Origin of the sequence: Sinimarinibacterium flocculans (assembly GCF_003201205.1) — a bacterium.
Lineage (GTDB): Bacteria > Pseudomonadota > Gammaproteobacteria > Nevskiales > Nevskiaceae > Solimonas > Solimonas flocculans.
On record NZ_QICN01000002.1, the window covers coordinates 300,223 to 322,068 of the forward strand.

Genomic DNA, 21,846 nt, shown 5'->3' on the forward strand with positions numbered 1-21,846 from the left:
ACACGCCCGCGGCTGACTGCACCATGAGGCTCGCATGGCGCGGGACGCGGGTCGGGGAAGCCCGGACAGGCGGTCGGCAGCGCGCGCCGAGCGCGCTTCAGCCCGCGACGCTTCCGTCGAGGTAGGCAGCCAGACGGCGTTCGAGCCAGAAGAACGGTAGCCCGCGACGCCCTGGCGCGATGAAGCCGACGTGCCCGCCGCGACGCGAAACTTCGAGCGTGACGGAGGGCGACAGTGACTCGGCCGCGGGCAGCACGTCCGGCGTCATGAACGGATCGTCGCGGGCGTTGACGATCAGCGTGGGCCGGCGGATCGCGCCGACGAAACCGGCGCTCTCGCAGCGGGCGTAGTAGTCACGCGCATCGCGAAATCCGTTGAGCGGCGCTGTGTAGCGATCGTCGAACTCGAAGAAGTCGCGCGCGCCCTGCACCGCGGCCATGTCGACCGGCGCCGGTACCGCGGCGTGCTTGCGCGCGACGATGGCCTTCAGGTCGCGCAGCAGCCGCGCCTGGTAGAGGCGCGCGCTGCCGCTGCGCAGTTTCTCGGCGCAGATCTCCAGACGAAACGGCGCGCAGCCGGCGGCGGCGGCCTCGACCGGCGCCGCATCGCCCTCCTCGCCGAGCGCCTTGAGTAACACGTTGGCGCCGAGCGACCAGCCGGCGGCGGCCAGCCGCACACCCGGCTCGCGCTGCCTCAGCAGTCGCCAGAGGTACCGCAGGTCGGCGGTGTCGCCATGGTGGTAGCAGCGCGGGTGCCGGTTGGGCTCGTCGCCGCCGCCGCGCAACTGCAGGATCACCACCCGCCAGTCGCGGGCGATCAGTTCGCGGGCAGTGCCGCGCAGGTACTTGGACTGAAACCCGCCGGTGAGTCCGTGAACCAGCACCGCCAGACGCGGGCCGCGTTCAGGGCCGGCCCAAGCCAGATCGACGAAGTCGCCATCGGGCAGTTCGAGCCGTTCGCGACGCAGCGCCAGGTCCGGTGGCGGCCGCAACAGCGTCGGGACGATGGTCTGCGCGTGCGCGCCGCGCAACAGCGGATGCGGCTCGAAGTCGCTGTCGATGACACGCCCGTGTGAGCCCCGCTCGTACATGGTCGTCGCGCCGTGCAGGATGGCAAGGCATGATACCCGCACACCTCGCCACGCCGATGCAGCGTACCATCGACCTCCCGGACCTGGAGCACCGTCCCGTGATGCGACCCTCCATCGCCCTGATGGCCGTTCTGCTCGCCGCAGCGCTGACGGCGCCGTACGGCGCTGCCGCCGCCTGCGGCAGCCCGCTGCTCGACACGTCGGCCAAGCGGCTCGTCGGTCCGGAGGAATCCTTGTGTGAGCATGCCGGCAAGGCCGTGCTCATCGTCAACACGGCGAGCCGGTGCGGCTACACGCCCCAGTACGAGGGCCTCGAGGCCCTGTGGCAGCGATACCGCGACCAGGGGCTGGTCGTGCTCGGCTTTCCGTCCGACCAGTTCGGCGGCCAGGAGCCCGGCGACGACGCCGAGATCGCGAAGTTCTGCAAGGTGAACTACGGCGTGAGCTTTCCGATGTTCACGAAGTCGAACGTCAGCGGCCGCGACGCGATCCCGCTCTACAAGGAACTGATCGAGATCACCGGCGAATCGCCGAAATGGAACTTCCACAAGTACCTGATCGCGAGGGACGGACGCAGCGTGCAGGCCTTCGGCAGCGACGTGAAGCCGGACGGCGCGACGCTGCGTGCGGCGATCGAGGCCGCGCTCGCGCGCTGATCCGCGCGATGGCTTTCCTCTCCGCCGCTGTGCGCGCCATGACAGGTCGAACGGTCCCGAATCCCTGCCCGGTCCGGTGCTGAAACGGATCGGCGCACTGCTGGCGCGGCTGCGGCTGCGGGAATCGGAGGCGGCGGAGCTCATCTCCGCGCAGCAGGTAACGGAGTTCCGGCTGGTTCTGGCGCGCGTCTCGCGCGGCGAGCTGGGCCTGATGCGATTCCCGGAACCGCTCGAAGGCGCGTTCAAGGCGTATTCCCGCGAGCAGGCGGCCGCATCCCGCATCACCACCAGCCTGGTGACGGCACTGCTGTTCGTCTCGGCGCCGGCATGGAGCTGGGCGATGCTCGGGGTCCCCGAGGACACGCGCATGCTCACGCTCTACCTCAGCGTGCTGGTCCTGTCGCCGGTGTTCGCGGGCGTGACCGCCCTGCTGTTCCTGTGGCCGCGCAGCGTGATGGTCGAGAACGCCTTCATCGCCGCGTTCCTGCTGGAGGCCGCAGCCATCGAGGTGTTGCGCTACCACGCCGATCTGGCGGGTTACCGGGTGACGCCGGTGATCTCGGTGGCGGTTCCCGTGGCCGCGCTGGCGCTCGCGCGCCTGCCGGCGTTGCGCAGTCTGGTGTTCAACCTGCTTTACGCCCTGATCCTGGTCGGCTCCGACCTGCTGGCCAGCAGCGCCAGCGGACCCCGCTCGCCGACCGAGACCCTGACGATTGCCGTGCTGCTCACCCTGGCGCTCGTCTCCAGCGTCTTCTCGCAGCGCACCCGCCGGCAGAACTGGGCCCTGCTGCAGTTGATGCGCGTCGGCGCGCAGATCGACTTTCTCACCGGACTGGCCAACCGCAGCGCCTACGAAAGCCACGTCGAACGCTGGACACGCGCCGGCCGCCGCGACCGGAAGGGCTACGCGGTCGCCGTCATCGATCTCGACTACTTCAAGCGCATCAACGACCGCTACGGACACCAGCACGGCGACGGCGTGCTGCGGGAGGCGGCACTGACGATCGAGCCGTTTGCCCGACGCCCCGGTGACATTGCCGCGCGCATCGGCGGCGAGGAGTTCGTGCTGTTCCTTTACGACTGCGGTCCCGAGGGCGCGGTCGAGCGCCTCGAACGTCTGCGGGCGGCGATCGAAAGCCTAGGCCTGGAGAACGAGGACAGTCCCCACGGCGTCGTCACCGCGAGCATCGGTGCGGTCTGCGTCACCGAGCTGGAGCCGGTCTCGGCGACCTACGAGAAAGCCGATCAGGCGCTGTACCAGGCCAAGCGCGCCGGCCGCAACCGGCTGGAGATGTTCGCCGCGTCGCCGGCGAGCGGCTGACCGCGGATGCCGCTGCGCGGCGCGATCAGGCGACGCGCAGGTCGCTGGGCATGTCGAGGAAGGCGGCCACTGCCGCGCGCTGCGCATCGGCGTCGGTCAGCCCGTTGACCGCCCCCCAGAAGGCCTCGCTCCCCGCATGATCCTGGCAGTACCAGCGAATGTGCTTGCGCGCGACGCGCACGCCGCGTGCCTCGCCGTAGAACCCGTAGAGCGCATCGAGGTGTTCGAGCAGCCAGCGGCGGATCTCGAACCGCGTGGGCGGCGGCAACACGGTGCCCGTCTGCAGATAGTGCGCCAGCTCGCGGAACAGCCACGGCCGCCCCTGCGCGGCGCGGCCGATCATCACCGCATCGGCGCCGGTGACTCGCAGCGTCTCGAGCGCCGACTGCGGCGAGTCCACGTCGCCGTTGACCATGACCGGGATACGCACGGCCTGCTTGATGAGCGCACAGGTCGCATGCTCGGCGGCGCCGGTGTAGTGCTGGTCGCGCGTGCGCCCATGGACGGCCAGGGCCTGGATGCCGCAATCCTCGGCGATCCGGGCAATGCGCAGACCGTTGCGCAGCGCCGCCGAATAACCGGTACGGATCTTCAGGGTCACCGGAACCTCGACCGCGGCGACCACCGCCGTGCAGATGCGCGCGACCAGGGTCTCGTCGCGAAGCAGGGCCGAGCCTGCGTCGACCCGGCAGACCTTCTTGGCCGGACAGCCCATGTTGATGTCGATGATCTGCGCACCGTGATCGACGTTGAAGCGCGCGGCATCGGCCATCTGCTGCGGGTCGTATCCGGCGATCTGAACGGAGATCGGTCCGGGCTCGCCGGCGTGATCGCGCCGCAGCCGCGACTTGTCCGTATGCCAGAGGCTTGCGTCAGACGTCGTCATCTCCGACACCGCGAGTCCGGCGCCGAGGCGCCGGCACAGCTGGCGGAACGGACGGTCGGTGACACCGGCCATGGGGGCCAGCACCAGCGGCGGGTCGATCAGATGGGGGCCGATACGCATCGGTGCATTGTCGCCCAGGAGCCAGGGCGGCAGGAACCGCGCAGGCGAGGCAAAGCCATTTCGGGACAGGTCTCGCGTTGATTCGAGGCCAATGGCAGGGACTATTGGCCGAGCGGCCGCGCGGAAGATGGCCGCAATGGTGAATCGCAGCCGCGCGCGTTTCGGCTGCCCAGGCTCCTAGGACGGATGACCGCGGCGCTAGGCGTCGTCACGCCGCGCTGGCGGCAGGCGCTCCATGACGCGGCGGTCGTGGGCCGGCACGACGAGGAGCTGCGGCACCGCACGCTGCAGCAGGTGCACGCGCACCAGCACCTCGCGCACGCCCGCCTCGTCGCCGTCGACGAGGCGTCGCGCCAGCCATGGCCGTTCCGCCGGGATGTCGACGCCCTCGCGCTGCCAGGCGAGATCGCCGATCAGCGCATAGCTGCGTCCGTCCGGTGCATGGATGAATGCGATCACCGAACCCGGCGTGTGGCCGCCCGCCGGTACCAGCACGACGGAGCCGTCGCCGAATACGTCGTGGCTGGCGGCAAAGCCCCAGTACGGCGGGCCGTCGAAGGCGTAGAGGTGGTAGTCGAGGTCGCCGAGTTCGCGTGCGAGCCGCGCCGCGGGATCCGTGCCGCGGATGAAGTCGAGTTCGGCCCGGTTGATCCACACCGGCACCCCGCGCAGATCGTCGAGCCCGGACACGTGGTCCCAATGCGCATGGGTGAGCACGACGCCCTTGATCGACTCGATGGCGATGCTCGCACCCGCAAGCTGGTCGACGACCGGCGTCTCTGCCTCGATGCGCGACAGCCGGCGCATCAGCCAGGGAAGGGTGTGCGCGTGCTCGTGGACGCGGCGCCCGAAGCCGGCGTCGAACAGCAGGGTTCCGCGCGGATGCTCGACGATGACGGCGTCCATGCCGAACACGCGCTCGCCGGCATCGCCACCGCGATAGGCGAACAGGCCGCGAGACAGCATGCGGCCGGCATGCAGAACCCCCACCCGCATCGCGGGCGGTGGCTGCGGCGCCGTGATCGGGAACGTCAGCGGCGCTTCGATCGACACCGGCAGGGCGCTCGGCGCAAAGCTCCAGAGCAGTGCTCCGCCTCCGAGCCCCGCAACGACGACCAGCGCCCACACCGATCCGCGCATCGACACGTCCTCAGAACGCGGAGACCGGCATGGTCATGCAGGTGTCGTCCAGGCGCCGCAACAGATCGGCGTGCCGCGCCGCCTGCGGCAGCTCGTAACGGAAGAAGTAGCGCGCCGCGCGCAGCTTGCCTTCGTAGAACGAGGCATCCTCGCCTTGCGCGGTCGCGAGCGCCGACTGCGCGCAGCGCGCCTGCTGCAACCACAGCCAGGCGACGACGACGTGGCCGAGCATTTCCAGATACGCGGTGGCATTGGCCAGAAAAAGCTCGACCTTGCCGGAGGCGGCGGTCGACGCGAGTTGCATCGTGACCTGTACGACGGTCTCCAGCGCGTTGCGCAGATCGGAGGCGAACTCCCCGAGTTCGGGAGCGTCCGCCGCCGCGATGTCCCGCTGGATGCGGGCCACGAGCAGGCGAAAGGCGGCGCCGTTGCGCATCGTCACCTTGCGCCCGAGCAGGTCGAGCGCCTGGATGCCGTTGGTCCCCTCGTGGATCGGGTTGAGGCGGTTGTCGCGGTACAGGCGCTCCACCGGGTAGTCGCGCGTGTAGCCGTATCCGCCGAGCACCTGGATCGCGAGCTTGTTGGCTTCGAGGCAGAACTCGCTGGGCCAGGCCTTCGCGATCGGCGTGAGGATGTCGAGCAGCAGGCCGATGTCGTCACGCGCCGCCGGATCGGTGGTCACGGCCTGTTCGTCGACCAGCCGGGCACAGTAGAGGCACAGTGCGAGTCCTCCTTCCACGTAAGCCTTCTGTCGCAGCAGCAGGCGCTTGACGTCCGTGTGCTCGACGATCATCACCGGCGGTGCGGCTGGATCCTTGGCCGACAGCGGCCGTCCCTGCGGCCGGCTCTTCGCGTAGTCCAGCGAGAACCGGTAGCCGGCCTGTCCCAGCATCGCCGCCGCGAGGCCGACGCCGATGCGCGCTTCGTTCATCATGTGGAACATGCACGCCAGCCCCTGGTTCGGCGCACCGACGAGTTCGCCGGTGCAGGCCTCGTGTTCACCGAAGCTCAGCACCGTGTTGACCGTGCCGCGGTAGCCCATCTTGTGATTGAGGCCGGCCAGCCGCACGCCGTTGCGGCGCGCCGGTGCGTCGTCGGCGCCGAGTTCGAACTTCGGCACGATGAACAGGGAGATGCCCTTGACGCCGGCCGGTGCGCCGTCGATGCGTGCGAGCACCAGATGCACGATGTTCTCCGAGAGCTCGTGCTCTCCGCCCGAGATCCACATCTTGCTGCCCACCAGGTGGTAGCGGCCGTCGGCCTGCGGGATTGCGCGCGTGCGGATGTCGCCGAGCGACGACCCGGCCTGCGGCTCCGACAGGCACATCGTCCCGAAGTAGCGGCCGGCGAGCATCGGCTGCATGTAGCGTCGCCGCTGCGCGTCCGTCCCGTGTGCGCGCAGCAGGTTGGCCGCCGCGGCCGTGAGGAACGGATAGCCGGCGGTTCCGGCATTGGCGGCCGTGAAGATGCCCAAGGCGGCCGACGAGACCGTGTAGGGCAACTGCAGGCCGCCGTACTCGGTATCGAACGACGCGGACAGAAAGCCGGCGTCGATGTAGGCGTCGAGCGCCGCCTTCACCTCGTCGATGATGTGCACGCGTTCGCCATCGAAGTGCGGCTCTTGCGCATCGAGCTTCGCCGCATGCGGCAGGAACTTGTCGAGAGCCAGACGCTGGGCAGCGTCGATCACGCCGTCGAAGGTCGCGCGGTCGTGCTGCGCATACCGCGGTTGCGCGCACAGGGATTCGACGTCGAGCAGCTCGTAGAGCAGGAACGCCAGGTCGCGGCGGTCGATCAGGATGGTCATGCGAATCCTCGTATGTGGGCGGCGGCCACGCTAGCCCCGCGTCTGTGCGCGCGCAAGCACGGCGGCATAATGCGCGCGTCCATCACGCCCCGCCGCCATGACGCCGACCGACGCCGATACCGTGCGCGCCCCATCCCCCCGACTGCTGCTGCTCGAGGCGCGCGCGGCGCAGGAGCTCGCACTCTCGCCATTGAGGCTGCGCGGGCTGCACCGCGACCTTCCGCGCGGCGACGGTCACGCCGTGCTCGTCGTTCCCGGCTTCGGCGCCGGCGATGCGGCCACGCGACCGCTGCGACGGGCGCTTCGTGCCCTCGGTTATCGCGCGGTCGGCTGGCAGCAGGGCGTGAACCTCGGCATGCGGCCGGCCGTCAAGGAAGCGCTCAACGCGCAGTTGTCCGTGCTGCACGAACGCCACGGTCCCGTCAGTCTGATCGGCTGGAGCCTCGGCGGCGTGTTCGTGCGCGAACTCGCCCGCCATCGGCCGCAGCAGGTGCGTCGCGTCTTCACGCTGGGCAGCCCGATCAACCTGCGGCCCGACGCCAACAACATGATGGCGCTGTTCCGTCTGATGAACGCCGGCCGGCCGGTGAACCTGGATCTCGACGGCTTTCGCCGGCGCATCCCGTCGCCGCCGGTGCCGTGCACGGCGATCTACACGCGCACCGATGGCATCGTGGCGTGGCCGTGCTGCCTCGAGCCGGAATCGGACCACGCCGAGAACGTCGAGGTCCGCGGCAGTCATCTCGGCATGCCGTTCAATCCCGAAGTCCTGCGGGCCATCGCCGAGCGGCTGGCGCGGCGCCCCTAACGAAGAAGCCCGCCGTGCGGCGGGCTTCGACTCCGTACCTCGGACGCCGGTCAGGCGTCGAACGAGGGATCCAGCGCTTCGAGTTCCATCTTCGGCTGCTGGATCGCCGGCAGGTCGACCTCGTCGAGCACGCCGCGGTCGATGTGTCCCTCGGCGATCTCGCGCAGCGACAGGACGGTCGACTTGTGATTGCCCCAGGGCAGGTGGGCGTCGGCGCCGCGTGCGAGCTGGCGCGCGCGCTTGGCGGCAACGAGGGTCAGGTCGAACTGGTTGGGGATCTTGTCGAGACAGTCTTCTACAGTGACACGGGCCATGGTTTCACCTGATTGAAGCGGGGCGGCGCCCGGCAAAAAAGGGGGCGAATTGTAGCGGACCGGCGATTAATTCGCCAGCAGCTCGGCGATCAGCGCCGCGTGGCGCCTTTCCTGGGCCGGCCGGGACAGGCGCGGCGCCAGGAACACCGCGACCAGCGCCTCGAGTGCGGCGTCGAAGTCGTCGTTGACGACCAGATAGTCGTACTCGTCGTAGTGGGACATCTCGCGGCGCGCATCGCCCATGCGACGCGCGATGACCTCGTCGTCGTCCTGGCTGCGCGCACGCAGGCGCCGCTCCAGCTCGGCGAGCGACGGCGGCAGGATGAAGACCGACTGGGCGTCTGGCAGCAGCGCACGCACCTGGCGCGCCCCCTGCCAGTCGATGTCCAGAATCACGTCGCAACCCTGGTCGAGCAGCGCCTGCGTGCGTGCGCGGCCGGTGCCGTAGCGACGGCCGAAGACCTCGGCGTGCTCGAGAAACTCGCCGCGCGCGATCATCTCGACGAAGCGCGCATCCTCGACGAAATGATAGTGCTCGCCCTCGAGCTCCCCGCTGCGCGGTGCGCGCGTGGTGTACGACACGGAAATCCGTGCCAGCAGTCCGTGCGCCGCGAGACGTGGCAACAGCGCGCGCGTCAGGCTGGTCTTTCCACCGCCGCTCGGCGCGGAGACGATCGTCAGCCGGCCCGGTACCGCTTGCTGCTCGCTGGTCATGCCGTCACTCGATGTTCTGGACCTGTTCGCGCATCTGCTCGATGACGACCTTCATGTCCACCGCCCAGCGCGTCATCTCCGCGTCCTGCGACTTGGATGCCGTCGTGTTCGCCTCGCGGTTGAGTTCCTGCATCAGGAAGTCCAGTCGGCGACCGACGGCCTCGTCGCGCCCCAGAACCTGCCGCACTTCCACCAGATGACTGGCGAGCCGCGACATCTCTTCCTCGACATCGAGGCGCTGCGACGCGAGGATGAGTTCCTGCGCCAGGCGCTGCGGCTCGACGTCGACGCCCAGTTCGCGACAGCGCTGCTGCAGGCGTTCGAGCCACTGATCGCGGATCAGCGGATGCCGTTGACGGATCTGTTCGACCAGCACGGCAAGCGCATCGCAGCGTTCGAGCATGAACTGCGCGAGTCGCGCACCCTCGCCTTCTCTCGCCGACGAGAACTGATCGACGGCTTCGTCGAACAGCTCCCGCGCGGCGACGAGCATCGGCGCGTAGTCCGCCTGCGTCTCGCGGATCACGCCGGGGAATCCGAGCAACCGCATCGGCTCCGGGGCCGTCGTTGCCCCGAAGGCGAGGTTCACTTCGTCGAGCGCCTGCCGCAGCTGCTGCAGGCGACGTTCGTCGATGTCGATGCGCTCCTCGGCCGCGACCTCGCGCTGGTAGCGCAGCGCGCACTCGACCTTGCCGCGGGACAGCCGCCCGCCGGCGGCCATGCGCAGGTCCGCCTCCAGCGCGCGGAACTCCTCGGGCATGCGGAACTGCACGTCGAGGTAGCGGTGGTTGACGGACCGCAACTCCCAGCTGATTCGCCCCCAGCCATGCGCACGCTCGACGCGTGCGTAGCCGGTCATGCTCTTGATCATCGAACGCCCTCCATAGGCGCCGCATTGTAGCGGCTGGGGCGATGGCGGCAGGCCTGCTGCCGCGTGCGAACGCGCTGCGGAAAAAAGCGCGGCTACTCGATGGACTCGGGTAGCCGCGGCGGAGGGTTCAAGCGTTTGCTGTCATCTCGGTGAAGAGTCGGGCGGCAAGCGGTCTGCGCGTTGCGCGCGGATCGTCGCGGGCCGCCCGTGCGGATCGCAGCCCGCTTACTTCTTCGCCGCGGCCTTGGCCTTCTTCACGACCTTCTTGGCGGCCTTCTTGGCCTTCTTGACGGCCTTCTTCACGGCATTCTTCGCTGCCACCTTCTTGGCGGCGACCTTCTTCGTGGCCTTCTTGGCCGTCTTCTTCACGACCTTCTTCGGCGCCTTCTTCGCGACCTTCTTCGGTGCCTTCTTCGCAGCCTTCTTCGCCGGTTTCTTCGCGGCGGACTTCTTCGCCTTCTTCATCGCCATCGCACATCCTCCGTACTTCGGTTGTCGCGGAACACTCCGCGCGGTTTTGGAAACGCACAATGCATTTCCACGGTGTGAATTTTTACCGAATAAAAAAAATTAAAGCAATGCCTTTGTATTCACGCACAATGCGGCCGGTCGTCCTCTGGAGTTGCCATGACTCGCACTTCGTTCGCCATCGCACTCGTCGTCAACCTGTTCTTCGTCTCGTCTTGCGTAGCGCACGACGACGTTCGCACGCTCGACTGGCGCATCGTCGCGACGCTGCCGCATGACACGCGACACTTCACGCAAGGCCTCGTGTTGCGCGACGACTGGCTGGTCGAAACATCGGGTCACTACGGCCGATCTGCGCTGATCATCAAGTCGCGTGCGACCGGCGAGACCGTGCGCGCACGCGCACTTCCCCAGCGATGGTTCGCCGAAGGCGCGACCGTCTGGAACGACCGGATCGTCATGCTCACCTGGCGCGAGCAGATCGCTCAGTGGTTCGACTGGACGCTGCAGCCCGCCGAACAGATGCGGTTCGATGGCGAAGGCTGGGGCATCACCCACGACGGGCGATCGCTCATCACCAGCAATGGCAGTGCGTCATTGCAGTTTCGTCGTCCGGAGGACTTCTCGATCGTGCGCGAAGTCGACGTCACCGATCGCGGTATGCCGGTCACGCGTCTCAACGAGCTCGAGTTCGCACGCGGCCTGGTGTTCGCCAACGTCTGGCTGACGGATCGCATCGCCGTGATCGATCCGGCGAGCGGACAGGTGCGGGCATGGCTGGATCTCGCGGCCTTGAAGCAGGCGTTCGAGTTGCCGGCGAACTGGAGCCCGACCGAGCATGTGCTCAATGGCATCGCCCATGACGCACGAAGCGACCGCTTCTATGTGACGGGAAAATCCTGGCCGGCGCTGTTCGAGATCGAAGTCGAGCCGGTGGGCGCGTCGAGGTGACAAGTCGGCAGTTCCGGTAACGAGCAGTTCCGAAGACATGCGAAGGCTGCAGCCCATCCATTGCAAGCGCGCACACCGCTCCATATAGAATGAGCCAGCCGTGTACCGAGGAGAGTGGAAATGCTGGTTACTCACGAACACCTGGAGCTGTATCGCACGACGAAGAAGTTCGTCGAGGACGAACTCAATCCGCACGTCGACGAGTGGGAAGCCGCAGGCATCTGGCCCGCACGGGAGGTGCTCAAGAAGATGGGCGACCTCGGACTGCTCGGCGTCACCAAGCCGGTCGAGTTCGGCGGCATGGGACTCGACTACAGCTATGAGGTGATGTTCGCGCAGGCCCTCGGCAACTGCACATGCGGTGGCATTCCCATGGGCATCGGCGTGCAGACCGACATGGCAACGCCTGCTCTGGCGCGTTTCGGCTCGGCCGAGCTCAAGCGCGAGTATCTGGCACCGGCGATCGCGGGCGATGTGTGCGTGTCGATCGCGGTGTCGGAGGCTGGCGCCGGCTCCGACGTCGCCGGCGTGAAGACCTTCGCGCGCAAGGAAGGCGGCGACTACGTCATCGACGGATCGAAGATGTGGATCACCAACGGCACGCAGTCGGACTGGGCGTGCATGCTGGTCAACACATCAGAAGGCAAGCCGCATCTGAACAAGAGTCTGATCATCGTGCCGATGGATGCCAAGGGCATCGATCGTCGCACCAAGCTCGACAAGCTCGGCATGCGTTCGTCGGACACGGCAATGATCTTCCTGGATGGCGTGCGCGTTCCGCAACGCAACCTCGTCGGGCAGGAGGGCATGGGCTTCATGTACCAGATGATGCAGTTCCAGGAGGAGCGCCTGTTCGGTGCTGCAACCGGGATCGACGGGCTGTTCAACCTGATCCAGCAGACCATCGACTACACCGGACAGCGCCAGGCCTTCGGACAGTCGATCCTGGACAACCAGTACGTCCACTTCCGGCTCGCCGAACTGCGTACCGAAGTGGAAGCGGTCAAGGCGCTGGTCTACCAGACCACGCAGGAGTACATCAGCGGCAAGCACACGCCGGAGCACATCGCGATGCTGGCCTCGATGTGCAAGCTGAAGATCGGGCGAGTGTCTCGCGAGGTGACGGACGCACTGATGCAGTTCTGGGGAGGACAGGGCTACATGTGGGAGAACCCCGTCGCACGCGCCTACCGTGACACGCGCCTCGTGTCGATCGGTGGCGGCGCAGACGAAATCATGCTCGGCATCATCTGCAAGGCCATGGGCATCCTGCCCAGCAAGAAGAAGTTCGAGGCGCGTCGCGCGGCGGAGTCGAAGGCCGCCGCCTGAAGCCTCGTCCGGCAGCTACTGGATGTTCGCGGTCTCACGCCGGCCGGCGCGAAGCTCGATGTCGCGCGTGCGCACGAAGTCGATGTCGTCGTTGCCGTCCGGCTCGTCCAGGTCGGCCTCGCAGGTCAGCGCGAGTGTGTAGTCCCCCGGCTCGAGAAAACCGATCGTGTAGCGGCGCGTACCGCTGCCCGCTTCGGTGGTGACGATCGCGGAACTGACGGGTTCTTCGCCGGCCCCGCCTACGTCGTCCGGCTGGACGTCACTTCCTTCGTAGAGATAGATCGCAGGAACGCACGGCGAGCGCAGCAGCGACTCCGAGACCGTACCGGTCACGCTGCTCGCGTCGTCATCGAGAATGAAGCGCAGGCTGGGGCGCAACTCGGCACGGACGTCGTCGACGATCACGATCGATCTGCGCAGGTCGAAGTCGACCGTGGCCGATACGGTCTCTTCCTCTTCGATGATGAAGTCCGCGACGACGCGCAGATCGTCTTCGAAGGCATCGGGCACGTACAGCGGCAGGCGCCGGCCATCGGACAGCAGCACGTAGGACGTGTCCGTGGTCTGGCTGTTGCCGTCGACCGAGAACTCGATGGCGCGGTAGCCGGCCGCCGGCAGCGGCTGACTGTCGACAAGGACGCGACTGACTTCGCCCGTCAGCCTGGACAGGTCGATCCGCAAGGGCGAGTCGAACTCGATAACGTCGCGCGAGCCGTCGTCCCGCTCGAACGCAACGCCGGCGAACTGCACCACCACCTCGTCGGCAAAGTCGATCGGGGCATCCGTGACGGAAAGCGTGATACGGCCATCATCGCAGGCCGACAGGCACGCGGCCCCGGCGCAGAAGAGCAGCGGGTGAAGCAGCTTCATGGGAGTCGACACTCGGCTCGAGCAAACACCGGCTGAAGTACGCGGCCGGCCAAACGCGTTGCGCGCCGGCGGCAGGCGCCAGCTCGCTGCTGCGCATTATGCCGCTTGCCGTTGCACCGGCCATCGCGCCGCGTCCGCCGACCCCTTCGCCGGAAAACGAAAAACCCCGGAGCTTTACGCTCCGGGGTCCTGCGTTTAAAACCCTGGCAGTGTCCTACTTTCACATGGCAGCTGCCACACTATCATCGGCGCTGAGTCGTTTCACTTCCGTGTTCGGGATGGGAACGGGTGGTTCCAACTCGCTATGGCCGCCAGGGAGACTGGCTGGCAGTTCGCGCAAGCGCGTCCTGCCGAATTCGGTTTGTAGTTTGAACACTGAAGCACTCAATGCCTCAGTACTTAACGTCAAAAATGCTTGAGCGTTATATGGTCAAGCCGCACGAGCAATTAGTACGCGTTAGCTACATGCATTACTGCACTTCCACACCGCGCCTATCAACCTTGTCGTCTACAAGGGCTCTTCAGGAGGCTTAAGCCTCGCGAGATCTCATCTTGAGGTGGGCTTCCCGCTTAGATGCTTTCAGCGGTTATCCCGTCCGTACATAGCTACCCAGCGATGCCACTGGCGTGACAACTGGAACACCAGAGGTACGTTCCACCCGGTCCTCTCGTACTAAGGTGAACTCCCCTCAAATCTCGAACGCCCACGGCAGATAGGGACCGAACTGTCTCACGACGTTCTGAACCCAGCTCGCGTACCTCTTTAACCGGCGAACAGCCGGACCCTTGGGACCGACTACAGCCCCAGGATGAGATGAGCCGACATCGAGGTGCCAAACACTGCCGTCGATATGGACTCTTGGGCAGTATCAGCCTGTTATCCCCGGAGTACCTTTTATCCGTTGAGCGATGGCCCTTCCATACAGAACCACCGGATCACTTAGACCTACTTTCGTACCTGCTCGACTTGTTTGTCTCGCAGTCAAGCTAGCTTATGCCTATGCACTCAAGAGCGCGATTTCCGACCGCGCTGAGCTAACCTTCGCACTCCTCCGTTACTCTTTGGGAGGAGACCGCCCCAGTCAAACTACCCGCCACACATTGTCCCTGTCCCGGATAACGGGACGAGGTTAGAACTTCGAGTTTATCAGGGTGGTATTTCAAGGTTGCCTCCATGCCAGCTAGCGCCGGCACTTCAAAGGCTCCCACCTATCCTACACAAACAAACTCAAAATCCAATGTGAAGTTGTAGTAAAGGTTCACGGGGTCTTTCCGTCTTGCCGCGGGAACACTGCATCGTCACAGCGATTTCAATTTCACTGAGCCTCGGATGGAGACAGTGGAGCCATCGTTACACCATTCGTGCAGGTCGGAACTTACCCGACAAGGAATTTCGCTACCTTAGGACCGTTATAGTTACGGCCGCCGTTTACCGGGGCTTCGATCAAGAGCTTCGCTTTCGCTGACCCCATCAATTAACCTTCCGGCACCGGGCAGGTGTCAGACCCTATACGTCCACTTTCGTGTTTGCAGAGTCCTGTGTTTTTGATAAACAGTCTCAGCTCCCTCTTCACTGCGGCCTGCTTGCGCAGGCGTGCCTTCTCCCGAAGTTACGGCACTATTTTGCCGAGTTCCTTCATCCGAGTTGTCTCAAACGCCTGAGGATACTCTCCTCGCCCACCTGTGTCGGTTTCGGGTACGGATCACTTATGCCTGAAGCTTAGAGGTTTTTCTTGGAAGCGGGGTATCAGGTACTTCGTCGCCGAAGCGACTCGTCATCACCTTTCAGAATTGACCCCCCGGATTTGCCTAAGGGACCTTCCTACGGGCTTAAACCACCATCCAACAGATGGCCACCCTAACCTTCTCCGTCACCCCATCGCAGCATAAGCAAGTGCAGGAATATTAGCCTGCTTTCCATCGACTACGCCTCTCGGCCTCGCCTTAGGATCCGACTCACCCAGCGCCGATTACCGTTGCGCTGGAACCCTTGGGCTTACGGCGAACGGGTTTTTCACCCGTATTATCGTTACTCATGTCAGCATTCGCACTTCCGATACCTCCAGCAGACCTTACGATCCACCTTCGCAGGCTTACGGAACGCTCCTCTACCGCGCACACAAAGTGTGCACCCACAGCTTCGGTACATTGCTTGAGCCCCGTTACATCTTCCGCGCGGGCCGACTCGACCAGTGAGCTATTACGCTTTCTTTAAATGGTGGCTGCTTCTAAGCCAACATCCTGGCTGTCTTAGCCTTCCCACATCGTTCACCACTTAGCAATGATTTGGGGACCTTAGCTGGTGGTCAGGGCTGTTTCCCTTTTCACGACGAAATTTAGCTCCCGCCGTGTGTCTCCCGTGATTGCACTTGTAGGTATTCGGAGTTTGCAACAGTTGGGTAGGAACTTGTGCTCCCCCCAGACCGTAACAGTGCTCTACCCCCTACAGTGATACACGAGGCGCTACCTAAATAGCTTTCGAGGAGAACCAGCTATCACCCGCCTTGATTAGCCTTTCACTCCTATCCACAGCTCATCACCGTCTTTTTCAACAGACGTGTGTTCGGACCTCCATTGTGTGTTACCACAACTTCATCCTGGCCATGGATAGATCGACGGGTTTCGGGTCTACAGCCTGCAACTAATCGCCCTATTCAGACTCGGTTTCCCTACGCCTCCCCTATACGGTTAGGCTTGCTACAGACTAGTAAGTCGCTGACCCATTATACAAAAGGTACGCCATCACCCCGAAGGGCTCTGACTGCTTGTACGCATCCGGTTTCAGGTTCTATTTCACTCCCCTCGCCGGGGTTCTTTTCGCCTTTCCCTCACGGTACTGGTTCACTATCGGTCGGCAACGAGTATTTAGCCTTGGAGGATGGTCCCCCCATGTTCAGACAAGGTTTCACGTGCCTCGCCTTACTCGATTTCACTTCTTGCGTTCTTTCGCATACGGGGCTATCACCCACTATGGCGAAACTTTCCAGAATCTTCTGCTAGAACGTAAAAAGCTTAAGGGCTACTCCGCGTTCGCTCGCCACTACTTGCGGAATCTCGGTTGATTTCTTTTCCTCCGGGTACTTAGATGTTTCAGTTCCCCGGGTTCGCCTCCACAGCCTATGGATTCAGCTGCAGATAACCCTTGCGGGCTGGGTTGCCCCATTCGGAAATCCTCGGATCAAAGCTTGTTTGCCAGCTCCCCGAGGCTTATCGCAGGCTACTACGTCCTTCATCGCCTGTTGCCGCCAAGGCATCCACCAGATGCGCTTGGTCACTTGACCATATAACCTCAAGCATTCTTGCGAATGACCGAAGGTCATACAGCATGCAACCTCAATAACATTTACGCCGTCAAGCACCTTAGGCATTGAGTCTGATTGACTTGCATCAATCAGCAATGTCTTACAGTGTTCAACTACAAACCTTATTGTTAAAGAACTGATCCACGGACTGTGGACTCAAGGAAACCCGCATCAGCGGCCTTCCTTGAATCAACTTGGTGGAGCCAGTCGGGATCGAACCGACGACCCCCTGCTTGCAAAGCAGGTGCTCTCCCAGCTGAGCTATGGCCCCGGAACCTGGCCCGATCGAAGCCTGCGACTTTGATGGTGGGTCTGGCTGGATTTGAACCAGCGACCCCACGCTTATCAAGCGTGTGCTCTAACCAGCTGAGCTACAGACCCCCAGGCATGACCTGTTACGGGCGAATCGCCTGCTGGCGACTCCGACTGTTCAGGCAAGTGACTTGTGTTGGATGCTCCCAGAGCGCTTTGAAGCGTTCTGTAAAGGAGGTGATCCAGCCGCAGGTTCCCCTACGGCTACCTTGTTACGACTTCACCCCAGTCATCGGCCACACCGTGGTAGGCGCCCTCCTTGCGGTTAGACTACCCACTTCTGGTGCAACAGACTTCCATGGTGTGACGGGCGGTGTGTACAAGGCCCGGGAACGTATTCACCGCCGCAAATGCTGATCGGCGATTACTAGCGATTCCGACTTCACGGAGTCGAGTTGCAGACTCCGATCCGGACTACGAACAGCTTTCTGGGATTAGCTCCCCCTCGCGGGTTGGCGACCCTCTGTACTGCCCATTGTAGTACGTGTGTAGCCCTGGCCATAAGGGCCATGATGACTTGACGTCATCCCCACCTTCCTCCGGTTTGTCACCGGCGGTCCCCTTAGAGTGCTCAACTGAATGGGGGCAACTAAGGGCAAGGGTTGCGCTCGTTGCGGGACTTAACCCAACATCTCACGACACGAGCTGACGACAGCCATGCAGCACCTGTGTCTCGGTTCCCTTGCGGGCACACCCGCATCTCTGCAGGCTTCCGAGCATGTCAAGGCCAGGTAAGGTTCTTCGCGTTGCATCGAATTAAACCACATACTCCACCGCTTGTGCGGGCCCCCGTCAATTCCTTTGAGTTTCAACCTTGCGGCCGTACTCCCCAGGCGGAGAACTTATCGCGTTAGCTACGACACCGACACGCAGAGCATGCCGACGTCAAGTTCTCATCGTTTACGGCGTGGACTACCAGGGTATCTAATCCTGTTTGATCCCCACGCTTTCGTGTCTCAGTGTCAGTACAGGCCCAGGCGGCTGCCTTCGCCATTGGTGTTCCTTCCGATATCTACGCATTTCACCGCTACACCGGAAATTCCACCGCCCTCTACCGTACTCTAGCCGCTCAGTCTCGGAAGCAATTCCCAGGTTGAGCCCGGGGATTTCACAACCGACTTGAACAGCCACCTACACACGCTTTACGCCCAGTAAATCCGATTAACGCTCGCACCCTCTGTATTACCGCGGCTGCTGGCACAGAGTTAGCCGGTGCTTATTCTTCAGGTACCGTCAACACTCAAGATATTAGCTTGAGCTTTTTCTTCCCTGACTAAAGTGCTTTACAACCCGAAGGCCTTCTTCACACACGCGGCATTGCTGGATCAGGCTTTCGCCCATTGTCCAATATTCCCCACTGCTGCCTCCCGTAGGAGTCCGGACCGTGTCTCAGTTCCGGTGTGACTGATCGTCCTCTCAGACCAGTTACTGATCGTCGCCTTGGTGGGCCATTACCCCGCCAACTAGCTAATCAGACGTAGGCTCCTCTCAGAGCACAAGGCCTTGCGGTCCCCTGCTTTGCTCTTGCGAGATCATGCGGTATTAATCCGAGTTTCCCCGGGCTATCCCCCACTCTGAGGCAGATTCCTACGTATTACTCACCCGTCCGCCACTAGGTGTATTGCTACACCTCGTTCGACTTGCATGTGTTAGGCATGCCGCCAGCGTTCAATCTGAGCCAGGATCAAACTCTCCACTTTAAGGTGTAAAGCTTGAATCCAATGTGCTTTCGGCGTGGCTAAACGCCTACGGCACTGAAGAGATATCTTCGAAGCTCAATCGACTTGGCTTACGTTGATACTCTCGATGTTGCGTGGCTTCGCCACGCTCTCGGGAGCACCCACACAAATCACTTGCTTTTCTTATTAAGGAGCTGGCTGTTCGGGCGTCGCGTTTTGCGTCGTCGCCGTCAGCGGGGAGGCGAATAATAGGGGTTTTTCGAGGTGCGTCAACGAGAAGATGCCGGCAATTGGTTAACTGGCTGTTTGCATGATGTTTTTTGTTTGTTCCTGCCTGTTGCACCACCCCGGGACGCGCATGTTCTGGACATTTTATGCCCAGATTTCGGTCATTTTGCGCTCAACCGGCGATCAGGGTGACTCGCGCATAGCGACGTGAGCCGACCTGCAGCAGGTGCGTGGCACCGGCCTTCAACGCCAAGGCACGGTCTGCGACGCGCTCATGGTCGAGCCGGACGGCACGCTGATCGATCATGCGCCCGCCTTCGGCGTTGCTGCCCACGAGACCCGCCTCGCGCAACAGTCGCGCCACCGCAATGCCCTCCGCCGGCACGGCGATGCGCAGCTCTGGAATGTCATCCGGCAGCGCCCCCCTGGAGAACTGCGCAATGAACGCGCTGCGCGCGGCCTCGGCACTGGCCGCCCCGTGGAAGCGGGCGACGATCTCGACGCCAAGCCGCATCTTGATGTCGCGCGGGTTGGCGCCGCCATCGACGCTGTCACGCAGACCCTTGACCACCGACAACGGCTCGAACGACAGCAGATCGTAGTAGCGCCACATCAGCGTGTCGGAGATCGACATGAGCTTGCCGAACATCTCGGAGGGCGCATCGTTGACACCGATGTAGTTGCCCAGCGACTTGGACATCTTCTGGACGCCATCGAGTCCTTCGAGGATCGGCACGGTCATGATGCATTGCGGCTTCTGGCCGAACGCCTGCTGCAGGTGCCGCCCCACCAGCAGGTTGAACTTCTGGTCGGTTCCCCCGAGTTCGACATCGGCCTTGAGGGCTACCGAGTCGTAGCCCTGCAGCAGCGGGTAGAGAAACTCGTGGATCGCGATCGGCTGTCCGCCGGCATAGCGCTTGGCGAAATCGTCACGCTCGAGCATGCGTGCGACCGTATGCTGCGCGGCGATGCGGATGATGCCTTCTGTGCCCAGCGAGTCGAGCCAGCGGCTGTTGAACTCGATGGTCGTGCGCTCCGGATCGAGGATCTTGAACACCTGCTCGGTGTAGGTCCGCGCGTTTTCGCCGACCTGCTCCCGCGTGAGCGGCTTGCGCGTCTCGTTCTTGCCGGTCGGATCACCGATCATGCCGGTGAAATCTCCGATCAGGAACACCGCCTCGTGCCCGGCCTCCTGGAAGGCCCGCAGCCGGTTGAGCAGCAGCGTGTGCCCGAGATGCAGGTCCTTGGCAGTGGGATCGAAGCCGGCCTTGATGCGCAGCCGGCGCCCCTGCTCCCGGGCCGATCGCAACCGCGTTCTGAATTCCTCGGGGGGGATGATCTCGTCGGTACCACGCTCGAGTTCGGCGAATTCGGAGTTCATGTTCGTAAGGCTCTCACCGACGGCGCGCACCGGGTATTCCACCAGTCACTCACAGGCTGCCGCCGCGGTTGCAGGGAAATGCTTGCCAACGGATAGGAACTGTGTTTCCTTACGCATCAACAAGCGGGACAAAACCATAACGACGACAGGACGCCCAGGGTGCGGGCCGCGCGACAAGTCGCGGCGATCGTTCGTTTTTTTGGGTCAGAGATGAGAATTGATTATAGCCCAGCCGAGCTGGCACCCCGCCGCTCGGTCAAGCGGTCCGTATTGATCGCTTCGCTATGTGCGGTTCTGCTGGCCGCCGTCGCCTCCAGGGAAGGTGTGGCCAAGCGTCAGAGTGTCTCCGCGGACCCCGCGCTGCCGGCGGACATCGCGTCCGCACTCGAAGTGCAGAACGATGCCGCGTTCACCGAAGCTGTCCAGGCCGCCCTGGCCGACCCGTTGCCGGCCCCGGAGCCGAGCGACTGGGTCACCGTGGAGGTGCAACGGGGACAGACCCTCTCGCAGATCTTCGAGACGCAGGGACTCGGGTTCTCGGAGTCGATCGCCGTCACCAAGCTCAGCCGCGATGCGGCGCGCCTGAAGAACCTGCGCGCCGGTGACAAGCTCCAGTTGCGCAAGTCGCCCGAGAGCCGCCTGGCCGAACTGCGCTTCGAGTTCGACGGCTCGAATACCCTGCACGTGCGCCGCGATGCCGACGACCGGCTCGAGGCAGTCACCACCGCGATCGAGTTCGAGCATCGCCAGGCCAAGGCGGTCGGCGTGATCGAGAACTCGCTGTTCCTCGACGGTCAGCGCGCAGGCCTGTCGAACCGTCTTCTGATGCAGATGGCCGAGATGTTCGGGTACGACATCGACTTCGCGCTCGACCTGCGCATCGGCGATCGCTTCGGCGTGATCTACGAAGAGCTGTATCGCGACGGCGAGAAACTGCGCGACGGCGACATCGTCGCCGCGGAGTTCGTCAACCGGGGGCGCAGCTTCCGCGCCCTGCGCTTCATCGACGGCGACGGCAACGCCGCCTACTACACGCCAGAAGGCGAATCGATCCGCAAGGCCTTCCTGCGCACGCCCGTCGACTTCGCCCGCATCAGCTCGCGGTTCAACCCGAACCGGCGTCATCCCATCCTCAACACCATCCGTGCGCACAAGGGTGTCGACTACGCGGCCGGCGCCGGCACGCCGATCCGGGCCACCGCGGACGGCAAGGTGGAGTTCATCGGCGTCAAGGGTGGCTACGGTCGCGTGGTGATCCTCAAGCACGGCTCGCAGTACACGACCCTGTACGCACACATGTCGCGCTACCGCAGCGGGCTGCGCAACGGCTCGCCGGTGCGCCAGGGCCAAGTCATCGGCTACGTCGGCGCCTCAGGCTTGGCAACCGCTCCCCACCTGCACTACGAGTTCCGCGTCAACGGCGTGCACAAGGATCCGGTGACCGTACCGCTGCCGCGCGCGAACCCGCTGCCGCGCTCGGCGCTCGCCCAGTGGAAGGCCGAATCGGCCACCGTGCTCGCACAGCTCGATGCGATGGCCGAGCAGCAGCTCGCACGTTCGCAGGCAGACCTGGCGCAGCAGGAACCCTGAGCCTCACCG

At 64.0% G+C, this 21,846-nt stretch carries 16 protein-coding genes, 2 tRNA genes and 3 rRNA genes; 6 read left to right on the forward strand and 15 right to left on the reverse strand.

Annotated features, from left to right (window positions below):
- Window positions 1-97: 97 nt before the first annotated feature.
- Entirely contained in the window at window positions 98-1,090 is a 993-nt protein-coding gene (locus tag C8D93_RS05090; RefSeq protein WP_110264079.1) for a hydrolase, read from the reverse strand.
- 29 nt (window positions 1,091-1,119) lie between these two features.
- Here C8D93_RS05090 and C8D93_RS05095 point away from each other — a divergent pair, with 29 nt between their 5' ends.
- Window positions 1,120-1,746 carry a glutathione peroxidase gene (locus C8D93_RS05095; RefSeq protein ID WP_245903821.1) on the forward strand — a complete coding sequence of 209 codons (627 nt, stop codon included), beginning with the start codon at window positions 1,120-1,122 and terminating at the stop codon, window positions 1,744-1,746.
- Window positions 1,747-1,822: 76 nt separating this feature from the next.
- Window positions 1,823-3,067: a GGDEF domain-containing protein gene (locus C8D93_RS05100; protein WP_110264080.1), complete on the forward strand. Its 1,245-nt coding sequence runs from the start codon at window positions 1,823-1,825 to the stop codon at window positions 3,065-3,067.
- Window positions 3,068-3,092: 25 nt separating this feature from the next.
- On the opposite strand, the gene dusB is transcribed toward C8D93_RS05100, so the two are convergent.
- The 3 genes from dusB to C8D93_RS05115 form a co-directional block, all read right to left on the reverse strand.
- Window positions 3,093-4,073, reverse strand: coding sequence for a tRNA dihydrouridine synthase DusB (gene dusB, locus C8D93_RS05105; protein ID WP_110264081.1), 981 nt, complete (start codon window positions 4,071-4,073; stop codon window positions 3,093-3,095).
- 198 nt (window positions 4,074-4,271) lie between these two features.
- On the reverse strand, window positions 4,272-5,213 hold the full coding sequence (locus C8D93_RS05110; protein WP_110264082.1) for an MBL fold metallo-hydrolase: 942 nt from the start codon (window positions 5,211-5,213) through the stop codon (window positions 4,272-4,274).
- 10 nt (window positions 5,214-5,223) lie between these two features.
- Window positions 5,224-7,020, reverse strand: a complete 1,797-nt coding sequence (locus C8D93_RS05115; protein ID WP_110264083.1) for an acyl-CoA dehydrogenase — start codon at window positions 7,018-7,020, stop codon at window positions 5,224-5,226.
- A 97-nt stretch (window positions 7,021-7,117) separates the two neighbouring features.
- On the opposite strand from C8D93_RS05115, the gene C8D93_RS05120 reads away from it, so the two are divergent.
- Window positions 7,118-7,828, forward strand: coding sequence for an alpha/beta hydrolase family protein (locus C8D93_RS05120; protein ID WP_110264084.1), 711 nt, complete (start codon window positions 7,118-7,120; stop codon window positions 7,826-7,828).
- Window positions 7,829-7,878: 50 nt separating this feature from the next.
- Here the strand turns inward: C8D93_RS05120 and rpoZ are convergent, their stop codons facing one another.
- The 4 genes from rpoZ to C8D93_RS05140 form a co-directional block, all read right to left on the reverse strand.
- Window positions 7,879-8,142, reverse strand: coding sequence for a DNA-directed RNA polymerase subunit omega (rpoZ, locus tag C8D93_RS05125; protein ID WP_110264085.1), 264 nt, complete (start codon window positions 8,140-8,142; stop codon window positions 7,879-7,881).
- Window positions 8,143-8,208: 66 nt separating this feature from the next.
- Window positions 8,209-8,856, reverse strand: a complete 648-nt coding sequence (gene gmk, locus C8D93_RS05130; RefSeq protein ID WP_110264086.1) for a guanylate kinase — start codon at window positions 8,854-8,856, stop codon at window positions 8,209-8,211.
- 4 nt (window positions 8,857-8,860) lie between these two features.
- On the reverse strand, window positions 8,861-9,727 hold the full coding sequence (locus tag C8D93_RS05135; protein ID WP_110264087.1) for a YicC/YloC family endoribonuclease: 867 nt from the start codon (window positions 9,725-9,727) through the stop codon (window positions 8,861-8,863).
- Window positions 9,728-9,952: 225 nt separating this feature from the next.
- The gene (locus tag C8D93_RS05140; RefSeq protein ID WP_211307211.1) at window positions 9,953-10,198 is read right to left on the reverse strand and encodes a hypothetical protein; all 246 of its coding nucleotides are present in this window, start codon (window positions 10,196-10,198) and stop codon (window positions 9,953-9,955) included.
- A gap of 156 nt (window positions 10,199-10,354) precedes the next feature.
- On the opposite strand from C8D93_RS05140, the gene C8D93_RS05145 reads away from it, so the two are divergent.
- Both C8D93_RS05145 and C8D93_RS05150 read left to right on the forward strand, forming a co-directional pair.
- Entirely contained in the window at window positions 10,355-11,146 is a 792-nt protein-coding gene (locus C8D93_RS05145) for a glutaminyl-peptide cyclotransferase (RefSeq protein ID WP_110264088.1), read from the forward strand.
- 120 nt (window positions 11,147-11,266) lie between these two features.
- A complete protein-coding gene (locus tag C8D93_RS05150; protein WP_110264089.1) occupies window positions 11,267-12,475 on the forward strand; it encodes an acyl-CoA dehydrogenase family protein in 1,209 nt (402 codons plus the stop codon).
- Between the two features lie 15 nt (window positions 12,476-12,490).
- On the opposite strand, the gene C8D93_RS05155 is transcribed toward C8D93_RS05150, so the two are convergent.
- The 7 genes from C8D93_RS05155 to tyrS form a co-directional block, all read right to left on the reverse strand.
- Window positions 12,491-13,345, reverse strand: coding sequence for a DUF4382 domain-containing protein (locus C8D93_RS05155; RefSeq protein ID WP_110264090.1), 855 nt, complete (start codon window positions 13,343-13,345; stop codon window positions 12,491-12,493).
- Between the two features lie 201 nt (window positions 13,346-13,546).
- Window positions 13,547-13,661: ribosomal RNA gene (gene rrf, locus C8D93_RS05160) — 5S ribosomal RNA — on the reverse strand.
- 110 nt (window positions 13,662-13,771) lie between these two features.
- A 23S ribosomal RNA gene (locus tag C8D93_RS05165) occupies window positions 13,772-16,626 on the reverse strand.
- Between the two features lie 216 nt (window positions 16,627-16,842).
- A tRNA-Ala gene (locus C8D93_RS05170) sits at window positions 16,843-16,918 on the reverse strand.
- Window positions 16,919-16,951: 33 nt separating this feature from the next.
- Window positions 16,952-17,028 (reverse strand) — tRNA-Ile (locus C8D93_RS05175).
- Window positions 17,029-17,129: 101 nt separating this feature from the next.
- Window positions 17,130-18,659: ribosomal RNA gene (locus C8D93_RS05180) — 16S ribosomal RNA — on the reverse strand.
- Together the 16S, 23S and 5S rRNA genes with 2 tRNA genes alongside form the textbook arrangement of a ribosomal RNA operon.
- Window positions 18,660-19,038: 379 nt before the next feature.
- Window positions 19,039-20,247: a tyrosine--tRNA ligase gene (gene tyrS, locus C8D93_RS05185; RefSeq protein WP_110264360.1), complete on the reverse strand. Its 1,209-nt coding sequence runs from the start codon at window positions 20,245-20,247 to the stop codon at window positions 19,039-19,041.
- 324 nt (window positions 20,248-20,571) lie between these two features.
- Between tyrS and C8D93_RS05190 the strand changes: the two genes are divergently transcribed.
- On the forward strand, window positions 20,572-21,837 hold the full coding sequence (locus tag C8D93_RS05190; protein ID WP_245903822.1) for an OapA family protein: 1,266 nt from the start codon (window positions 20,572-20,574) through the stop codon (window positions 21,835-21,837).
- Window positions 21,838-21,846 lie beyond the last annotated feature (9 nt).

Bases quoted from the DNA above. Each gene is read 5' to 3' on its own strand.
- C8D93_RS05090 (WP_110264079.1), bottom strand. From the start codon at position 1,090: ATGTACGAGCGGGGCTCACACGGGCGTGTCATCGACAGCGACTTCGAG.
- C8D93_RS05095 (WP_245903821.1), top strand. From the start codon at position 1,120: ATGATACCCGCACACCTCGCCACGCCGATGCAGCGTACCATCGACCTC.
- dusB (WP_110264081.1), bottom strand. From the start codon at position 4,073: ATGCGTATCGGCCCCCATCTGATCGACCCGCCGCTGGTGCTGGCCCCC.
- C8D93_RS05110 (WP_110264082.1), bottom strand. From the start codon at position 5,213: ATGCGCGGATCGGTGTGGGCGCTGGTCGTCGTTGCGGGGCTCGGAGGC.
- C8D93_RS05115 (WP_110264083.1), bottom strand. From the start codon at position 7,020: ATGACCATCCTGATCGACCGCCGCGACCTGGCGTTCCTGCTCTACGAG.
- C8D93_RS05120 (WP_110264084.1), top strand. From the start codon at position 7,118: ATGACGCCGACCGACGCCGATACCGTGCGCGCCCCATCCCCCCGACTG.
- rpoZ (WP_110264085.1), bottom strand. From the start codon at position 8,142: ATGGCCCGTGTCACTGTAGAAGACTGTCTCGACAAGATCCCCAACCAG.
- gmk (WP_110264086.1), bottom strand. From the start codon at position 8,856: ATGACCAGCGAGCAGCAAGCGGTACCGGGCCGGCTGACGATCGTCTCC.
- C8D93_RS05135 (WP_110264087.1), bottom strand. From the start codon at position 9,727: ATGATCAAGAGCATGACCGGCTACGCACGCGTCGAGCGTGCGCATGGC.
- C8D93_RS05140 (WP_211307211.1), bottom strand. From the start codon at position 10,198: ATGGCGATGAAGAAGGCGAAGAAGTCCGCCGCGAAGAAACCGGCGAAG.
- C8D93_RS05145 (WP_110264088.1), top strand. From the start codon at position 10,355: ATGACTCGCACTTCGTTCGCCATCGCACTCGTCGTCAACCTGTTCTTC.
- C8D93_RS05150 (WP_110264089.1), top strand. From the start codon at position 11,267: ATGCTGGTTACTCACGAACACCTGGAGCTGTATCGCACGACGAAGAAG.
- C8D93_RS05155 (WP_110264090.1), bottom strand. From the start codon at position 13,345: ATGAAGCTGCTTCACCCGCTGCTCTTCTGCGCCGGGGCCGCGTGCCTG.
- tyrS (WP_110264360.1), bottom strand. From the start codon at position 20,247: ATGAACTCCGAATTCGCCGAACTCGAGCGTGGTACCGACGAGATCATC.